The sequence below is a fragment of the Brevibacillus schisleri genome (assembly GCF_055685845.1).
In genome coordinates this window covers 5088431-5104017 of sequence record NZ_JBVNDM010000001.1, presented here as the reverse complement: position 1 = coordinate 5104017, position 15587 = coordinate 5088431, and the positions used below count along the sequence as shown (strand labels likewise).

Sequence of the window (15587 nt, the reverse complement as noted above, 5' to 3'; positions counted from 1 at the left end):
TGATGCAGCAAATGGTTTCCCATTACCAAACCCGTAAAAGAAATAGGGCCTTTGCGGTTATGACGATACTCGCTATCCTCATTTTTATCGCGTTTATTATCAGTATGAACACAGGCTACATACGGTTGTCACCAAGCGATCTTCTGATGACACTAATCGGTTCTGGAACAGACAAACAAAGTCTGATCTTGTTTGAATTCCGCTTGCCCCGGATTGTCATTTCTCTCCTGATTGGGGCAGGACTTGCCGTATCCGGGTGTATTATTCAAGGAATTTCCCGCAACGCGTTGGCTGAACCTGGTATTTTAGGGATCAACGCTGGTGCTGGCTTGATGGTGATGCTGTTCATTTCGTTTTATCCTTCAACGTCTGCGGCACCTGTTTTTTTGTTGCCAGTGTTGGCGTTGCTTGGGGCCAGCGTGACAGCAGCGCTGATCTTCGTATTGTCTTATAAAAGACACAAGGGATTGTCTCCGACCCGTATCATATTGACGGGGATTGCCGTGGCGGCTGGGATGAGTGCCGCGATGATCGTCTTGACGCTGAAGCTGAGTCCTGACAAGTACCAGTTTGTGGCGACTTGGCTCGCAGGTAGTATTTGGGGGACCAACTGGAAGTTCGTTCTTTCGCTCTTGCCCTGGATCGTCATTTTAATTCCCTATGTTTTTTACAAAGCACGCGTCATGAACGTGCTCAATTTGGGAGAAGAGTTGGCGAAAGGCTTGGGTGCACCCGTTGCCAAAGAGCAATTGAAGCTGCTGGCTGCTGCTGTCGGGCTTGCCGCTTCCTGCGTGGCAGTGAGTGGAGGCATCGGTTTTGTCGGGCTGATCGGTCCGCATTTGGCTCGAAGACTAGTGGGGCCAAAGCATGAGATGCTTTTGCCTACATCTGCGCTGGCGGGTGCACTACTGGTCATCGTGGCAGATACGATCGGACGCTGGATCATGCAGCCGTCAGAGATTCCGACTGGGATCGTTGTAGCTGTTATCGGTGCCCCGTATTTCTTGTACTTGCTGGCACGTTCAAAAGCATAGTTTCGCAAAAGGTGGATATAGCGAGCGTTTTCCCGAATAGTTACGGGGGAGACGCTCGTTTTTTAGATAGCGAAGTGGGGACGAGACAATTTGGGAATTGAAAAGGGGGAGAGGTTGGAGGACAATGGGGGAGAAGAAGCAACCGCCTTGTGTTTGTTATAATAACAGCATGAGCATGTATCGGGACAAAAAGGAGTAAAGGCATATGATCGATCGATTAGACCACTTGGTTTTGACGGTAAAAGACATCGAGGCAACCTGTCACTTTTACGAAAAGGTCCTGGGTATGAAGGCAGTTACCTTTGGCGACGGCAGGAGGGCTCTGCACTTCGGCCAGCAAAAAATCAATTTGCATCAAATCGGACAAGAATGGGAGCCAAAAGCGCTGCATCCAGTCGCAGGCTCCGCTAATTTGTGTCTTATCACATCGCTTCCACTGGAACAAGTCATCCAGCATATTCATACATGCGGCGTCCATTTGGTGGAAGGTCCTGTTCAAAAAACAGGGGCCATCGGGCCAATTCGATCGGTGTATTTTCGTGATCCGGATCAAAATTTAATCGAAGTCTCGCAGTACTTGCCACAGGAATCAGGGGAGGATTCCCTTGCTCCTGCCATCAAGGAGATTTCCAGGAGAGTGCAAGAACGTGAACGCGGGACGAGCGGCGCATACAGTGTCTTGCTTCCGCTTGTCAAAATGGCTGACAACCAGCTAGGCATTTTATTTGAAAAAAGAGCCAGTACGATGCGGCGACAGGCGAACGAGGTTTGTTTTCCGGGTGGGCGAGCTGAGAAGAGTGACGAATCCCGTTGGGCGACGGCTGCTCGGGAAACCTGCGAGGAGTTGGGGATTCCACTTGATCGGATTCACTATATAGGCGAGCTCGATCAGGTGATTGGGCCAGGCTCCTCTATTATTACGCCCTTTATTGGATACGTGGAAGGAATACCAGAGATGAAGCCGAATCCAGACGAGGTCGGAGAGGTCTTTATCCTTCCACTCGATCGTCTATTGGCAACAAAGCCAGCGAAGTATCTTTCCACTGTCATGTCCGAGCCCGAAGAGGATTTTCCTTATCATCTGATCCCGGGTGGCAAGCGATATCCGTGGAAAATAGGGACAGTCGAGCATTTGTTTTACGAGGTGGACGGGCGTGTCATCTGGGGGTTAACGGCCCGGGTGTTGGCTCAGTTTCTTGAATGGATTCACATCGATGACCAATCAACTGATAAACAATAAAAGCGCTTGTTCAAAAAGTTGAGGAGTGGAAAGCCATGTGGACAAACAATTCGATCACTTCGCGGTTACATTTGAAATGGCCGATTATTCAGGCGCCAATGGCAGGGGGAGCGACCACACCTGCCTTGGTAGCCGCTGTCTCAGAAGCAGGGGGACTCGGAACGCTTGGTGCAGCCTATATGTCTCCTGAGCAGATTCGTGAGGCGATCAAGTCCATTCGGGCGTTAACGGATAAACCGTTTGGCGTAAATCTATTTATCCCAGAAGATTTCGATGCTGACCAGCCGATCGCAGAAGGCGTTGCCCAGGCAATGAATGAGGTGCGCGATCGATTGGGCATCCCGCATAATCCGCAGGTGACGCAATTTACAGAGCCGTTTGCTGAGCAGATGGCTGTCGTCTTAGAGGAACAGCCTGCCGTTTTCAGCTTTACCTTTGGTGTTTTGGATCATCGCTTGATGGCAGAATTGAAGCAGCGGGGAATTACTGTCATCGGAACAGCGACAACCGTTCGTGAAGCAATTGCATTGGAAGCGAGCGGTGTCGATATGATTGCCGCGCAAGGCAGCGAAGCAGGCGGGCACCGTGGGTCCTTTTTGCCGGATTCACCAAGCAATATGATTGGAACAATGGCGCTCGTCCCGCAAATCGTAGATCGAGTCAAGATTCCCGTAATCGCGGCTGGTGGGATCATGGACGGGCGAGGGATCGCAGCAGCACTTGCGCTCGGAGCACAGGCGGCACAGCTTGGAACGGCTTTTCTGACGTGCAAGGAGAGCGGAGCACATGCCCTGCACAAGAAAGCCATTCTAGAGACGAGCGAAGAGTCCATCGTGATGACACGTGCTTTCTCTGGAAAATGGGCAAGAGGCATTCAAAATGAGTTTATGACAACGCTCGCCCCACTTGATCACGAGCTCCCGACTTATCCGGTACAAAATGCCCTGACGAAAGACATTCGAGCAGCAGCGGGGAAGCAGCAGCAACGTGCGTACATGTCGATGTGGGCCGGGCAGGCAGCTCCACTCAGCCAGGAAATCAGCGCGAGTGAGCTCGTTGAAAAGCTGGCAGCGGAGACGACGAGAATTTGCAGCAATCTGGGGCAATAAAGCCACGCCACGCTACAAACGGAGGAAATCAAAGTGAACCAGGAATACGCTCTCAAGGGGAAACTTGTCGCAGATGGACAGGAATTGCATAATGGTCTCGTAGTCGTGGGAAATGGAACGATCACCTATGCTGGCAAGGCTGATGAGTATGGAAAAGCTTTGCCAGATCATGTGGTGACAGTAGAGGATGGCTGGATTTGCCCTGGGTTCGTCGATATGCACATGCATGGGATTGACGGATACGACACGATGGACGGGACGCCTGAATCCCTTCAGGCCATCTCGACTGCACTTGCGCGGCATGGGGTGACGTCTTTTTTGGCAACGACGATGACGGCTCCTTATGCTCAGTTGGAGCAGGTGCTGGTAAACATCGCGCAGAACAGCAAGGAAGGGCTTTTGGGGGCACAAACGATCGGCATCCATCTGGAAGGCCCGTGGATCAATCCTCGCTACAAGGGGGCGCAAAAAGAAGAAAACATCGCGATACCCAAGCTCGATGCAGTGCAAAAGCTTTACGGGCTGTCAGAAGGCTTGATCAAGGTCGTGACGATTGCGCCAGAACAACCGGAAGGACTTGAAGCGATTGCTTGGTTAAAAGAGCGCGATGTCATCGTGTCTGCTGGACATACAGGCGCTACGTTCGCCCAGGCGACGGAAGCGGTAGATGCGGGCGTGCGCCATTTTACACATTGCTTCAATGCTATGACAGGGCTACATCATCGGGAGCCGGGCGTAGTGGGCGCGGCGATGTATCATGAGCAGTTGAGCACAGAGCTGATCGCAGATGGCATCCATGTGCATCCCGCAGTTATGAAGATTTTGTATCGGGTCAAAACGGCAGAACGGCTCGCGCTTGTCAGCGATTCCATGCGGGCAGCCGCGATGGGCGAGGGGACTTACGACCTTGGGGGACAAGAGGTTCACGTCCATGACAATCAGGCAAAGCTCGCAGATGGAACCCTTGCAGGAAGCATCCTGACGCTGAATCGGGCGGTCGGCAACATGGTTACGCTGAGTGGTGTCTCTTTGCCAGATGCAGTAGAAATGGCTTCCTTGACACCAGCAAGCATCCTTGGCTTTGGCGAGCGAAAAGGACGATTGGCGGCAGGGTATGATGCGGATATTACGGTATTGAATACACAATTTGACGTGACCATGACTTTTGTTGCGGGTAAAGAAGTTTATCACCAGTCAAAATAGTTTCTTAATAGAAAAAAGCAGTCCAAGGTCGCTCTTGGATTGCTTTTTTTAGTATGAAAGAATAGAGATGTCCCCGGGCGGTTGTGGTCGGGGTGAAGCCCTGCCACATGTTTTCCAGTCGCCTATATCCTCACTTCGTTCGGGCGGTCTCCTTCCAAACATGTGACAGGGCTTTCGTACAGCTTTTGGCTTCTACCTGGTTAACACCGCTTTCGAAGGTCAACTCAGGGTGAGCTTTCATAACGCATTCCTTCCAGAGCAAACTTTCAAAATGGTGTTAAAAAAGCCGCGTAGGAAGAAGTGTATTTCCAGTCCAAGCGCCTCTGGAGCCCGCCATTTTTTCCGAAGCGGACTGTGATGCCCCTTGCGGGGCGGAGGACGAAGCGTAGACTGGAAATGCACTTCTTCCTCCACGACAGCTCCGTCTCGTTACAACTGCTGCTGCAACGCATCGGGTTGAAACCAGATCTTATGAAAGTCCAGCCACCCCAACGAATTGATCGACACGCCTCGTAAAGATTTATGGAACGAAGCAAGGGTCTTTTTCTGAACCAGATACAAGACGGCATAGTTTTCCTTGATCATGGCTTCGATCCTGGCAAGATTGTGCTCACGAGCAAGCCGGTCGGGCTCCTGAAACGTCAAGCCAATCTCCTTGTTGATGGCCAAAGTCAACGATTCATCAAATGCAGGGAGAAAGTAATTTCTTTGCAAATACATCTCCAGCTCGCTGATTTGATCGCTGCTAAACACATTGCCGTACAGCTGGCAGTCATGTTCAGGCAAACAATCGCGATTCGAAAATTCCCATGGTTCTCTCACATCGACTGCCAGATTAATGTCATATTCGCCACAGCGCTGTTGAATCCATAGCGCATCTTCTTCATGGTAGGCTGTGGTCACGAGACGCAATGTTTCTCCCTGATAGCCGCTTTCCTGTAGCAGGGACATGATTTGGGCATGACAGGGCTGCTCGTTCTCTCTCGCTCTTACTTCCCTTAAAACAGGGTGATACGTGCGGAAGCCTTTTGCCGGGTAGATGCGATCACCGCCCAAATCGGCAATCATTTGATCCCGATCGATCAGCTGATCAAGTGCCTGACGGAATTTGAGGTGATTATGCGGGCCGCTCTTCCACTGGTTAAAAACGAGCAAATTACAGCAGGAAAAAAACGCCTCCGTATCGCACCAGTCCTGTCCGTCCTGAATGACCGCTTCTTTCAATGCTAGTGCTTTCGACTGGACCCCGTGCGACACCATCACAGACGCCCAATTTGGTTCTTTTAGGCGACCTGTGTCCAACTCGGGGAAGATCAAAATTTCCACACGATCCAACTGCGGTCTTCCCAGAAAATGAGCAGGAAATGCCTCGAGAATACAGATCCCCTCGGTAAGGCGGACCAGTTGAAAGGGGCCTGTTCCGATTGGTTTTTCTCCAAAGCCTTTCTCATCCTGGCGAACGATTTCTTCTGGAACAATGCTTGCGGGTATCGTCGCCAACATCCTCAGAAGTAAGTAATTCGGTTCTTTAAGCAGGATACGCACGGTTCTGTCGTCAATGGTGATGAGCTGATCTATGTCACGAAACATCCAGCTTGCTTCATATGTGTCTGGATACAAGCGAAGCCGATTCAGGGAAAAAACAACATCATGAGCAGTCAGTTCCCGTCCGTGATGAAACAGCACGTTCTTTTTCAAATAAAAGATCCATTCTCTTGCATCTGGACTGCTTTCCCATGAGTGGGCGATGGAAGGTAAAATCGAACGACTATTCAGATCATATTGGACGAGTGTATTGAAAATTTGTCCCACCAGATGTGCATCAAAGTGGTAGTAAACCAGACCAGGGTCCAGCGTCACGATCCTGCGGTACACTGGAAAGCGCAAGATATCTTGGGGCGATACCGATTGGCTTGCGAGTTGGCTGGAGAACCCCATTCCTTCCGAGAGCCAATCCATGATCTGATCTTTGGCGGCAGCTTTGCCGTAGCGATTCATGAGCTCCATCGCTTCTTGGACGTCGCCCTTGTTTATTTGCAGCTTGACCTCGGCGAGGAGGATATCATCGGAATCAGCATGAAGCGTCATGACCGAGACATTCCCGCGCCCACGCCCAGCCTTCCATTCGATCCAATCCAGCTCGACTAGCTTACGGACAATCAGCTTGGCGTGGCGAGGTGTACAGTGCCAAATCCCAGCCAGCTTTTCGATGGTGACAGGGAACGGTTTCCCGATTTCTTCTTGATGAAAAAACGAACGAAGCTCTAAAAAATGCAGAACGGTAACCATGCTGGCCCCCATTTCTCTGATGAAAATAAAAATGCATGCTTAAAAAAGGTGATCCGATTCACGCAAATCGAACCCTTTTTCCCCTTTTTCTAGTTCCCTATACTGAAGATAACACGAGAGATAACAAACGGGAATGGGAAAGAGAGATGGGGAGAATGAGATTTCATCCGGTGGCATGGGGTGTCCTTATCGGTACATTTTTGTCACGTACAGGCTTTTTTATGACACTTCCGTTCTTAGGGATTTATTTAGGAAAGGTAAAAGGAATTGATCCGGCGATCGTTGGTTCGATTCTCGCACTCAGCTTGCTTGTTGGAACGATTAGTAGCTTTGCTGGGGGAGCCCTGTCAGACCGATTGGGGAGATATCCAGTGATGATCACTGCGATGGGAGCTTGGAGCATCGTATTGATTGGATACGTTTTTGCGACGGAGACGTGGATGTTCTTTGTTTTAAGTGCTTGCAACGGCCTTTTTCGAAATGTATTTGAGCCGACAGCCCGTGCCCTGCTGGCGGATGTCACGTCGGATGATCAACGGGCAGCTGTTTTCAACGCCAGGTATTTCGCGATCAATCTGGGTGGAGCAATCGGTCCGCTCATCGGCTTGCAATTGGGAGCAGGAAGCACATCCTTGTTACCGTTCCTCGTTACCGCCATCATTTTTGCCGTGTATGCAGCTGTGTTGGTGGTATTTATGGTCATGTTCAAGGAACAGCTGAAGAAGGACGTGGCTGCTGATCCGGTCACCATGAATCAGATGGCACGCATTGTTTTTACAGACAAAGTATTTCTTTATTTGTTGCTCGGGAATTTGTTCGTTGCTGGTGCCTACTCGCATCTGGACACGACACTCTCCCTGTACATTGGGCATGATCGGATAGAGGCGTATTCCTTTTTATTTGTAGTGAATACCATCTCGGTTTTAGCACTTCAATATCCGCTCGCCAAATTTATGAAGCGCTACTCATCGATGACCGCGTTGAAGCTGGGCTGTCTATTGTTTGGGCTGGGGCTGTTCGGTTTCGGGCTATTTACGAATTTGTTTTGGCTCTCTGTGATGATGGTGGTGTTTACGATCGGCGAAATCTTGTGCTTTGTCGTTGGAGATATCCTGATCGGGGAGATTGCTCCCCAGCATTTGCGTGGAGCATATTACGGCGCCAGCGGCTTTGCCTTCCTTGGACAGAGTGTTTGCGCATGGATTGGTGGCGTGTTGCTCCAGGTACTCGGCTTTGGACAAGGACCTCTCATTTTCGCGATCCTTATGCTGTTGACCTTTATCGCGCTTCCGTTTTATCAACGCGGCCAGTACTTATGGGAGCAGCGGCAACAGCAAAGAAATAGCTGTGAAAAATCCTCACAAGTTATGATTTGAATTGGGTGCGTAACATTGAAAAGAAGCACGCTGTCGAGGCATGCTTCTTTTTATTTTGGCCATATCCAACTGACTAGTTGTTTTTCTGAATGACTCCCCACATGTTTCCGCTCGGGTCAAAAAACTTGAGCACCCATCCGAATCCATCGTTTTGGTAGTGGGTAATCGAGACTTCATGTGCCTGCAAATAATCATGCAGTGCATGCACATCGGAAGTGGTGTACAAAAAGACAGGCATGGGTTGCTGATCAACGGTAAAGGTTGTGGACCTCTGCTCATCCGTTTCCCATATCATCAAGGTGGGTCCCGCTGACAGGGCGAGAAAAGCGGAAGTACGATACCGGGCTTGCAAGGAAAAGCCAAGGTGATTGCAGTACCAGACAATGCCCTCATCCAAGTTTTTCACAGGAACTTGTACGTGAAGCAACGATTCCAAATGTGCCATGATCAATCATTCCCCTCTCCATGCTTTTCTTTATATTGCCATAATCCCCCATCTTTCGTTATCATTTTTTGAGAGGAAAGATAGGGGAGGCCATGACATGGGACAGGTAGAACGGGAAAGAGGTCTGAAAAAAGGCACGATCCTGCAAAAAGCTTATCGGATCAAAAAGATCATTTCCACAAGTGAGCTGTCGAATGTGTATGTGGTCTACCATATGAAAAGCAAGCGGACACTCATTCTCAAAGAGTTTTTCCCTCAAGCATTGGCGATGCGAGATTTGGATCACGTGAAGGTCATTTGTCGCAGACCAACGTTAAAAACCAAATTCGACAGGCTGCTAGACAGCTTTTGGCATGAGGCGTCCCTGCACAAGGAACTGAATCATCCCACTATCATCGGATACATCGACCATTTTGCCGAAAATGGCACAGGTTATCTCGTCGTGGACTATTGCATAGGGAAGACGCTGGATGCGTATGTATTGGCCCAAACCGAGCTTGATCTGGGAGCATTTTTGCATCAGACGGTACTTCCGATCTTTGACGGATTAGACTATTTGCACAAAAAAGGCATCATACATCGCGATATTAAGCCCAAAAATATCTTGGTCACAGAAGCTGGACAACCTATGCTGATTGATTTTGGCTCCGCGATCTACTTCGTGAGTGATGAACCCAAGCCGATTGTGACGACTGAAGGATATTCGCCGCTTGAGTTTTACTCGGGTCAATCCAAGCAAGGGGTAGTCTCGGATATTTACAGCCTGGCTGCCACGCTGTATTACTGTCTGACCAAAGAGCGTCCCGTTGATGTGGCGGCAAGAGTCATTGAGGACACCTTGCCGGCGATTCGAACACGGAACCCTGATGTTCCACTGCTACTGGCGAATGTCATTATGTGGGGATTGGCCGTCGACTCGAAAAAAAGATGCCCCACACTCAAGCTGTTTGCGACAGCGATTCGTGCAGAGCATCTGATTTGGAAGGGAAAGGCACGCTTCTCTCTTAAGAAGCTTCCTCACTAGACGATTTCTTAAAACGAATTTCGATCTCGGTCATCCGATCCTCGAAGGTCACATACACCTTGTCGTTGTATTGGAGGACGAGCTTTTTATGTCGGGGCATGCTTTCCTTGCCCCGCTCAACTGTGCAGTGACTATGATTGACCAAAAGCAGCGTCTGATTTTTTCCCGGCTGAAGGTAAATCTTTTGCGCTTCGGGCAAATGCTCATTCACATCCAAACTGGTGAACAGCTCCTGCAAGGTGATCCGCTGCTTCTTGCCAAAGGAGGCGAGAGGCCAAAATTTGACAGGGATGTCGTTACCGCTTGCTGTGTGCAGGAAATACCCCTCCAGACGACCTACAAACGCAGGCTTGGGACGTGTAAGCAGGTAAACACCGTAGCCGATCGCAGCTACGAGCAACACAATCATGCCGATGGTGAGGTAGCGATCCCATACCGAGTGCACCGTAATGACGAGCGGGCCTGTGACGCTTGCTCCTTCTGCATCCGTGGCGGTGATGGTGATTTCAGATGTACCGCTTTTCTCTGGTGACAGCTTCAGAGCCGTGTCTTGAATCGTAGCGACAAATCGTTCTTCCGGATCAACGGTGACGATGGTATAGGTCAGCTTGTCGTTATTGGCATCTATGAAGAACGAACCCAAATCGATAGCCTGCTCGCCGTTTTCCTTCTCGATCGTCAAGGTATTGACCGAGGCAGCAACTGGCGCGATATTCGTAATGTCATAAACGCTCGTAGCCGTTTCGCGATAAAAGTCCGGGCCGTTCATGAAGATTTTCCACTCGTACTTGCCCGTGTGAGGGAAGACGTAGTCGACTGTAAAGCTATCGCCAAGATTCTTCATCGGGACTTTCTCTTCTTTTTTCCCGACGAGATCGTTTACGATCAGTTCTGCTTGCATGGATGCGTACACATCCTTGTCATCCAGTCGTCCCTCCTGATGCTGGAGATAGGTAGTAAACGTATTCGGATTCCCTTTGATAACCGGTTCAGGCTTGACCTCTACACCAGCCATCAAGCTGTAATTCCCCAGTAAATTGATCTTCACCAAATCCCCGGGTCTACCCCTAAATTTAACGAGATAGTTCCCCTTCTTCGGCTTTTCTATTTTCATCAGTGAGTATTTTTGGGATTTCATAAAATGGACATTCTGCGATTGATAGTACACTTGCGATTCCAGCAGCGGATTGTTGGACAACAGGATGATGTTCGCTTCCTGCATGCTGGAGTTAGGTATGGTCACGGTCACTTCCTGCAAGCCACCGGTAGCTGTCATGGCCGCCACTGATACGAGCTGGGATTGAATATGCTTGGCAAAAATCTGATTGAAGATTTCCGGCAGATCATCTGTACTTTGTGTGACAAAGGAAGTTCCGCCAGTTGTTTCTGCGATTTTTTTCAATTGTTCCTTCTGGACGGAGCCATCGTTATTGAGACCAATCGTATAGATCGGATAGCCTTGCGCTTTTGCCTTCGAGATAACTGTCTCCACGTCCTTGTTGGATGCTGCCACACTCCTGCCACCCGCATTTTGCCGCAAATCTGTTCCCCCGTCTGACAGAAGGATCAAAAATGGCTTGCGAGCCGGGTCCTTTGCTTTTTCAATCATCTCTGCCCCTCTGCGCAAACCGAGTCCCAAATCCGAATACCCAGAGTAACGTAACCCTTGAATGGTTCGCTTGAGCTGTTCCCGATTTCTTGCTTCGGCCATGCTCGCCGGAGACTGAGCTTGTACAATTCGATCGTTATAGGCGACAAAGCCAATGCGGGTACGGGTGGCTTCGCTCATATCAATGAACATACTCATGACCTCTGCGGCTGTTTTGCCAGGGTCCGTTTTGTTCATGGAATTACTCGTATCAACGACAAAGACCGCGTCTACTCCCGCCTCTGCTGTTCCTTTTGCCCCAGCAGTTAGAGGGGCGGACAAGAAGAGCATGGGGAGGAGCAGTCCGACGACCACCATTCGAAAAAGTGGCGGCAGAAAGAGGGTTGACTGACGATTTTTGTACATACATTCACCTTTTTTCTGAAAAAAATTTTAAAAAGTTCATGACTTACTAAAATGGGACGATTTACCTATAAATGGTTGTTTGTATAAAAAATCGGTTTCCTACTGCCGATGTATATAAAAGTTAATTGCACCCATTTTTGTAAATATGAGGTGAATGTATAATGCTCCCCAGCGGCAACTAGGGAGAATTATCTATCAGTCCTTGTGCTTCTTTCCTAGTAAGAGAGGGGGCAAGGTGAGGCTTATCCCTATTTTTCCGAAGTCCTAGGAAAGGAGACTCTGTGTCTTCAGCATAAAACGGAAATCCAAGAAAAGGAAGATTTGTGGAATAAAATGGGTCTAAATACTGAGAATGGTCGTATTGGTATAGGAAATTTGTCACAATCCACGAAATATTGACAAATAATGCGGGCAAAGTTTAATTTAGAGGCAAGATTTTTTGTTTGTTTTTGGTATAAATGTCACGATTTGTATCCTTATTCGTGAAGTAGGACTCATCATTTATCAAGTAGGACTAAGTGGTTATGTAGACAACAGAAAGGGGCCATTTATGGACATTATTAACCAGACCAACCGAACCATGCTGTTCGAAGAGATCAACCCGGAAAAATTGGACCTGATCACCATTGTTGGAGATGTAAAAGGCATTGATAGTCTCAGCGACGACAAGATCAAGGAGATCAACGAGCATCTTCTCGTGCGCAGCTTCGATGAGTTTTTGGACAAGTTCTCCCCGAGCGTGTATTCGTTCTACAATGCAGCGAACCAAAAAGTGATGTACACCTTGAAGAAGCCTGACGGAATTGCAGAGGATGCGATTTCCGAGATCAAGATCGATCAGAGCAACGACTTCTTGAAAATGCTGTTTACCCTGATTGATACGAAGCGCAGCCAAGGGATCACCAACGTGGATTTCAAATTCGAGAATTTGCTCGATATGATTTCCCCGAAAAAAGTGATGGATGACATCCGTCAGGTGCGCAAAGAGATCCACTACTTGTACGGTCATTACGAAAAGCTCGATGATGGCGATCCGAAGAAGCTCGATCTCGGTGACAAGCTGAACACGATGTTCGAGGATGCCAGCAAAAACTACAACAACGTCATGGCGATGCTGCCGTTGGCGATTGAAGATATCAAGACACGACTGCTCTTGGGCGGCGCACAAGAGGAGAACCAATCCGAAGCGATTCAGATCGGGATGCTGACGATTGGGGAAGACGGAGAACTGAAGATCATCGAGGCACCAAAGAGTGACAGCCGCGAGCTGATGGTTCTCGATGAAAACAGCGGAAACGGACTGATGAACGTTTTCGAAGAGGATTACGAGTCGATTACTGAGACGCCATCCTCCTATGTAAAAGATCTCGTGGTGCGCACCTTCTGCCCGCTGCCGACGGTACATACCGAAGTCAACATTGAGACAGAAGTACAGAACTACAATACGTATCTCGAGTTCTACAAAAACGCCAAGGACGACTTCGTAAAAACGGTGAAGCCTTTGGTGGAGAAAATTTTGGGCGTGAAGATGTTCTTCGATCAGTACGTGACCAAGAACAAAGGCATGCAGCCAGCTATGCTGATCACGAATACGAAGCTCGACATGCTCGTGAAAAGCAGCAACATTCCACGTCTGGAGACCTATCTGAACACGGTCAACGCGAAAAACGACTTCACAGATACGATCTGGTTCGGAATTGTTCCATCCGTTGATATGGATTCCGCCGGAAAAGCACAAGTGACTCGCGAGCGTTTCCGTGGTAATGAAAAAGTCGTCAAGCAGGACGGCAATACGATGGAATCGCTCACCATGCTGCTCCAGGTCGTCAAGGACTTCAAGGTGCAAGTGTTCTTCAGCTTCAGTACAGGTGAAGAAACCACATTCAACAGCATGGCGACAGCGGGCATTGATAAATACATCGACAAGTGCGGAATTCTAGTGCGCAAGGAATTCAGTGAATTCGCAATCCCGTGCATTCCAAACTTCACGATTATTCCCAAAGATAAATCAGGAGTTGTCATCGACAGCAGAATGTTGCAAACCGAAGACGGCGTGAAGCTGTCCCAGGAAAAAGAAGACATCCTGAAGCTGTGGATCGAGGGTGTTTATGTCGGGGCCAGCTATGTAGCTGCTGGTATCGTGGCAGCGTACCAGTGTCCAGAATATTTGCGCGAAACCTTCAAAGTGGTTAGCCGCGAATATCCGGGTGTGCGCTTTGACATCGAAGCAGGTGAAAATGGATTGCGCGCCGTTACCACAATGGCCAAAGAAATCTCCGGCTTCACCAACAACATCAAGGATTCCATCAACCGCAAAAACTTTGGATTCGTCTTCTCTTCGGAAAATGCACAAATCCAAGGCAAAGATATCAAGCGCATTACGGTGTACAAGGCACGCAGCCTCGCTATGGCAGAGGACGGCTTTGATTCCATCTACAAGACACTAGTCAGCACCTATATCGAGCGGATTCTCCGCTTCCAGACGGGTGATTTCAAACACGACAACATCGTGAAGTTCTTCAGTAACAATCCGAGCAGCCAAAAAAGCAAATGGCTGGGCACACGCGGCTTCGTGAACTCCATTATTCACGACGGCGATGACATGAGCTACATCATCGATGACAAGAGCAATCTGTGCCATATCGATCTGGTGTTCAACGGCAATGTGAAAAACCTGGAGGTCACCATCACCAAAGGAACGACTCCGGTCAAAGCATAGCATTGATCCCCTGGAGAGCTGTTTATGAAACTTTTTGACACATTACGCAGGTGGTTAGAGGTGTGTTTCCCAAAACGCACCCTTACACATAAGCCTCGAAGCCAATCAGGTATTTCGAGAGCAAGATCTCATTTCAAGGAGGTTTTATCCATGGGTTTTCGACTCAAAGTAGAAGGTTCTGAAACAATTGAGCTGGGCATGGACAACATTCAGACAGTAAAGTACGACACTGACACGCCAGACGATTCCAACGCGCGCTCCACAGATGTGGGTGCAACACTGAGACTGACTGGCAAAATCATCACTGCAACAGATGGTGACAGTGCGGATGACACCATGAAGCTGGCTCTCTGGTCTTTGGTACCAGCAGAAAAAGCGGATTGCTACCGCAAAGTAACACTGGAAGTAATCGCTGCTGATCAAGTGATCCGCAAAATCTACTTCCCGAACGCATTCGTAGTAGATTACAACGAGAGCTTCGGTGATACCGAGGGTGTAGGAACATTCAGCATCTTCATCAAGCAAAAGAAAGACAAAACCGAATTCACCAAAATCGAAGGCGGCTACGCTGTTTAGGTTTTGAGAGAAGTAAGGTAGGAAGAGCCGTACCTCGAAAGCCGTGTTCGAGGTACGGCTCTACAAAATAACGAAAATCATTGCCAGACAGAGGGTGCGCACATGAAAAATTATTACGAGATTCTGGGGCTAACCAAACAAGCTTCCACGAATGACATCAAAAAAGCATACCGTCAACTGGCAAAGCAGCATCATCCGGATGTCAATGCCGGGAGCATGGAGTCAGAGCGAATCTTTAAAGAAATTACCGAGGCCTATCAGACATTGCAAGACCCGGCCTTGCGCGAGGCGTACGACGCGCGTTACGAAGCTTTTCAGCAGAAGAAGCAACAAAATGGTGGTCATACAAGCAGTACAAAACAAGGACAAAGCAAACAGCAAGCACAGTCTGCACCAGGTGTGAACTTCGAAGATTTGGGGAGCACCTTTGAACGATTTTTTGGTTTTCATCCGAAGACAGGTGAGATAAACCCAAACACCATGAAATCCGAAAAGAAAAATCCACTGGATACAACAGATATGTTTGAACAGTTTTTCCGCATGAAGAAAAAATAAGAG

At 48.8% G+C, this 15587-nt stretch carries 12 protein-coding genes; 9 read left to right on the top strand and 3 right to left on the bottom strand.

The annotated features are described in order from the left end of the window. The first annotated feature begins 2 nt into the window (after nt 1–2). The 4 genes from ACUUHJ_RS24240 (at nt 3) to nagA (ending at nt 4586) form a co-directional block, all read left to right on the top strand. Entirely contained in the window at nt 3–1034 is a 1032-nt protein-coding gene (locus ACUUHJ_RS24240; RefSeq protein WP_015892730.1) for a FecCD family ABC transporter permease, read from the top strand. Between the two features lie 205 nt (nt 1035–1239). Further along, complete coding sequence (locus ACUUHJ_RS24235; RefSeq protein ID WP_472300128.1) at nt 1240–2274, top strand: VOC family protein; 1035 nt, start codon at nt 1240–1242, stop codon at nt 2272–2274. Between the two features lie 35 nt (nt 2275–2309). After that, entirely contained in the window at nt 2310–3383 is a 1074-nt protein-coding gene (locus ACUUHJ_RS24230) for an NAD(P)H-dependent flavin oxidoreductase (RefSeq protein WP_472300127.1), read from the top strand. A gap of 33 nt (nt 3384–3416) precedes the next feature. Beyond that, on the top strand, nt 3417–4586 hold the full coding sequence (gene nagA / locus ACUUHJ_RS24225) for an N-acetylglucosamine-6-phosphate deacetylase (RefSeq protein WP_472300125.1): 1170 nt from the start codon (nt 3417–3419) through the stop codon (nt 4584–4586). A 429-nt stretch (nt 4587–5015) separates the two neighbouring features. On the opposite strand, the gene ACUUHJ_RS24220 is transcribed toward nagA, so the two are convergent. After that, the gene (locus ACUUHJ_RS24220) at nt 5016–6875 is read right to left on the bottom strand and encodes an ABC transporter substrate-binding protein (protein ID WP_472300124.1); all 1860 of its coding nucleotides are present in this window, start codon (nt 6873–6875) and stop codon (nt 5016–5018) included. Nucleotides 6876–7030: 155 nt separating this feature from the next. On the opposite strand from ACUUHJ_RS24220, the gene ACUUHJ_RS24215 reads away from it, so the two are divergent. After that, nucleotides 7031–8251, top strand: a complete 1221-nt coding sequence (locus tag ACUUHJ_RS24215; RefSeq protein ID WP_472300123.1) for an MDR family MFS transporter — start codon at nt 7031–7033, stop codon at nt 8249–8251. Between the two features lie 73 nt (nt 8252–8324). Here ACUUHJ_RS24215 and ACUUHJ_RS24210 read toward each other — a convergent pair whose 3' ends face one another. Then, nucleotides 8325–8696, bottom strand: coding sequence for a VOC family protein (locus ACUUHJ_RS24210; RefSeq protein ID WP_472300122.1), 372 nt, complete (start codon nt 8694–8696; stop codon nt 8325–8327). Nucleotides 8697–8793: 97 nt separating this feature from the next. Here ACUUHJ_RS24210 and ACUUHJ_RS24205 point away from each other — a divergent pair, with 97 nt between their 5' ends. Then, nucleotides 8794–9720 carry a serine/threonine protein kinase gene (locus ACUUHJ_RS24205; protein ID WP_472300121.1) on the top strand — a complete coding sequence of 309 codons (927 nt, stop codon included), beginning with the start codon at nt 8794–8796 and terminating at the stop codon, nt 9718–9720. Here ACUUHJ_RS24205 and ACUUHJ_RS24200 read toward each other — a convergent pair. Then, nucleotides 9701–11734: a VWA domain-containing protein gene (locus ACUUHJ_RS24200; protein WP_472300120.1), complete on the bottom strand. Its 2034-nt coding sequence runs from the start codon at nt 11732–11734 to the stop codon at nt 9701–9703. The two genes, ACUUHJ_RS24205 and ACUUHJ_RS24200, sit on opposite strands and share 20 nt — an antisense overlap. Nucleotides 11735–12284: 550 nt before the next feature. On the opposite strand from ACUUHJ_RS24200, the gene ACUUHJ_RS24195 reads away from it, so the two are divergent. From ACUUHJ_RS24195 to ACUUHJ_RS24185, 3 genes are all read left to right on the top strand, one after another. Then, the gene (locus ACUUHJ_RS24195) at nt 12285–14453 is read left to right on the top strand and encodes a hypothetical protein (protein ID WP_056493719.1); all 2169 of its coding nucleotides are present in this window, start codon (nt 12285–12287) and stop codon (nt 14451–14453) included. Between the two features lie 150 nt (nt 14454–14603). Next, on the top strand, nt 14604–15029 hold the full coding sequence (locus ACUUHJ_RS24190) for a hypothetical protein (RefSeq protein WP_015892720.1): 426 nt from the start codon (nt 14604–14606) through the stop codon (nt 15027–15029). Between the two features lie 102 nt (nt 15030–15131). Next, complete coding sequence (locus ACUUHJ_RS24185; RefSeq protein WP_472300119.1) at nt 15132–15584, top strand: J domain-containing protein; 453 nt, start codon at nt 15132–15134, stop codon at nt 15582–15584. The last annotated feature ends 3 nt before the right edge of the window (nt 15585–15587 follow it).

Excerpts from the sequence above, each read along its gene's own strand:
- ACUUHJ_RS24240 (WP_015892730.1), top strand. The coding sequence starts at position 3 with ATGCAGCAAATGGTTTCCCATTACCAAACCCGTAAAAGAAATAGGGCC.
- ACUUHJ_RS24235 (WP_472300128.1), top strand. The coding sequence starts at position 1,240 with ATGATCGATCGATTAGACCACTTGGTTTTGACGGTAAAAGACATCGAG.
- ACUUHJ_RS24230 (WP_472300127.1), top strand. The coding sequence starts at position 2,310 with ATGTGGACAAACAATTCGATCACTTCGCGGTTACATTTGAAATGGCCG.
- ACUUHJ_RS24220 (WP_472300124.1), bottom strand. The coding sequence starts at position 6,875 with ATGGTTACCGTTCTGCATTTTTTAGAGCTTCGTTCGTTTTTTCATCAA.
- ACUUHJ_RS24215 (WP_472300123.1), top strand. The coding sequence starts at position 7,031 with ATGAGATTTCATCCGGTGGCATGGGGTGTCCTTATCGGTACATTTTTG.
- ACUUHJ_RS24210 (WP_472300122.1), bottom strand. The coding sequence starts at position 8,696 with ATGGCACATTTGGAATCGTTGCTTCACGTACAAGTTCCTGTGAAAAAC.
- ACUUHJ_RS24205 (WP_472300121.1), top strand. The coding sequence starts at position 8,794 with ATGGGACAGGTAGAACGGGAAAGAGGTCTGAAAAAAGGCACGATCCTG.
- ACUUHJ_RS24200 (WP_472300120.1), bottom strand. The coding sequence starts at position 11,734 with ATGTACAAAAATCGTCAGTCAACCCTCTTTCTGCCGCCACTTTTTCGA.
- ACUUHJ_RS24195 (WP_056493719.1), top strand. The coding sequence starts at position 12,285 with ATGGACATTATTAACCAGACCAACCGAACCATGCTGTTCGAAGAGATC.
- ACUUHJ_RS24190 (WP_015892720.1), top strand. The coding sequence starts at position 14,604 with ATGGGTTTTCGACTCAAAGTAGAAGGTTCTGAAACAATTGAGCTGGGC.
- ACUUHJ_RS24185 (WP_472300119.1), top strand. The coding sequence starts at position 15,132 with ATGAAAAATTATTACGAGATTCTGGGGCTAACCAAACAAGCTTCCACG.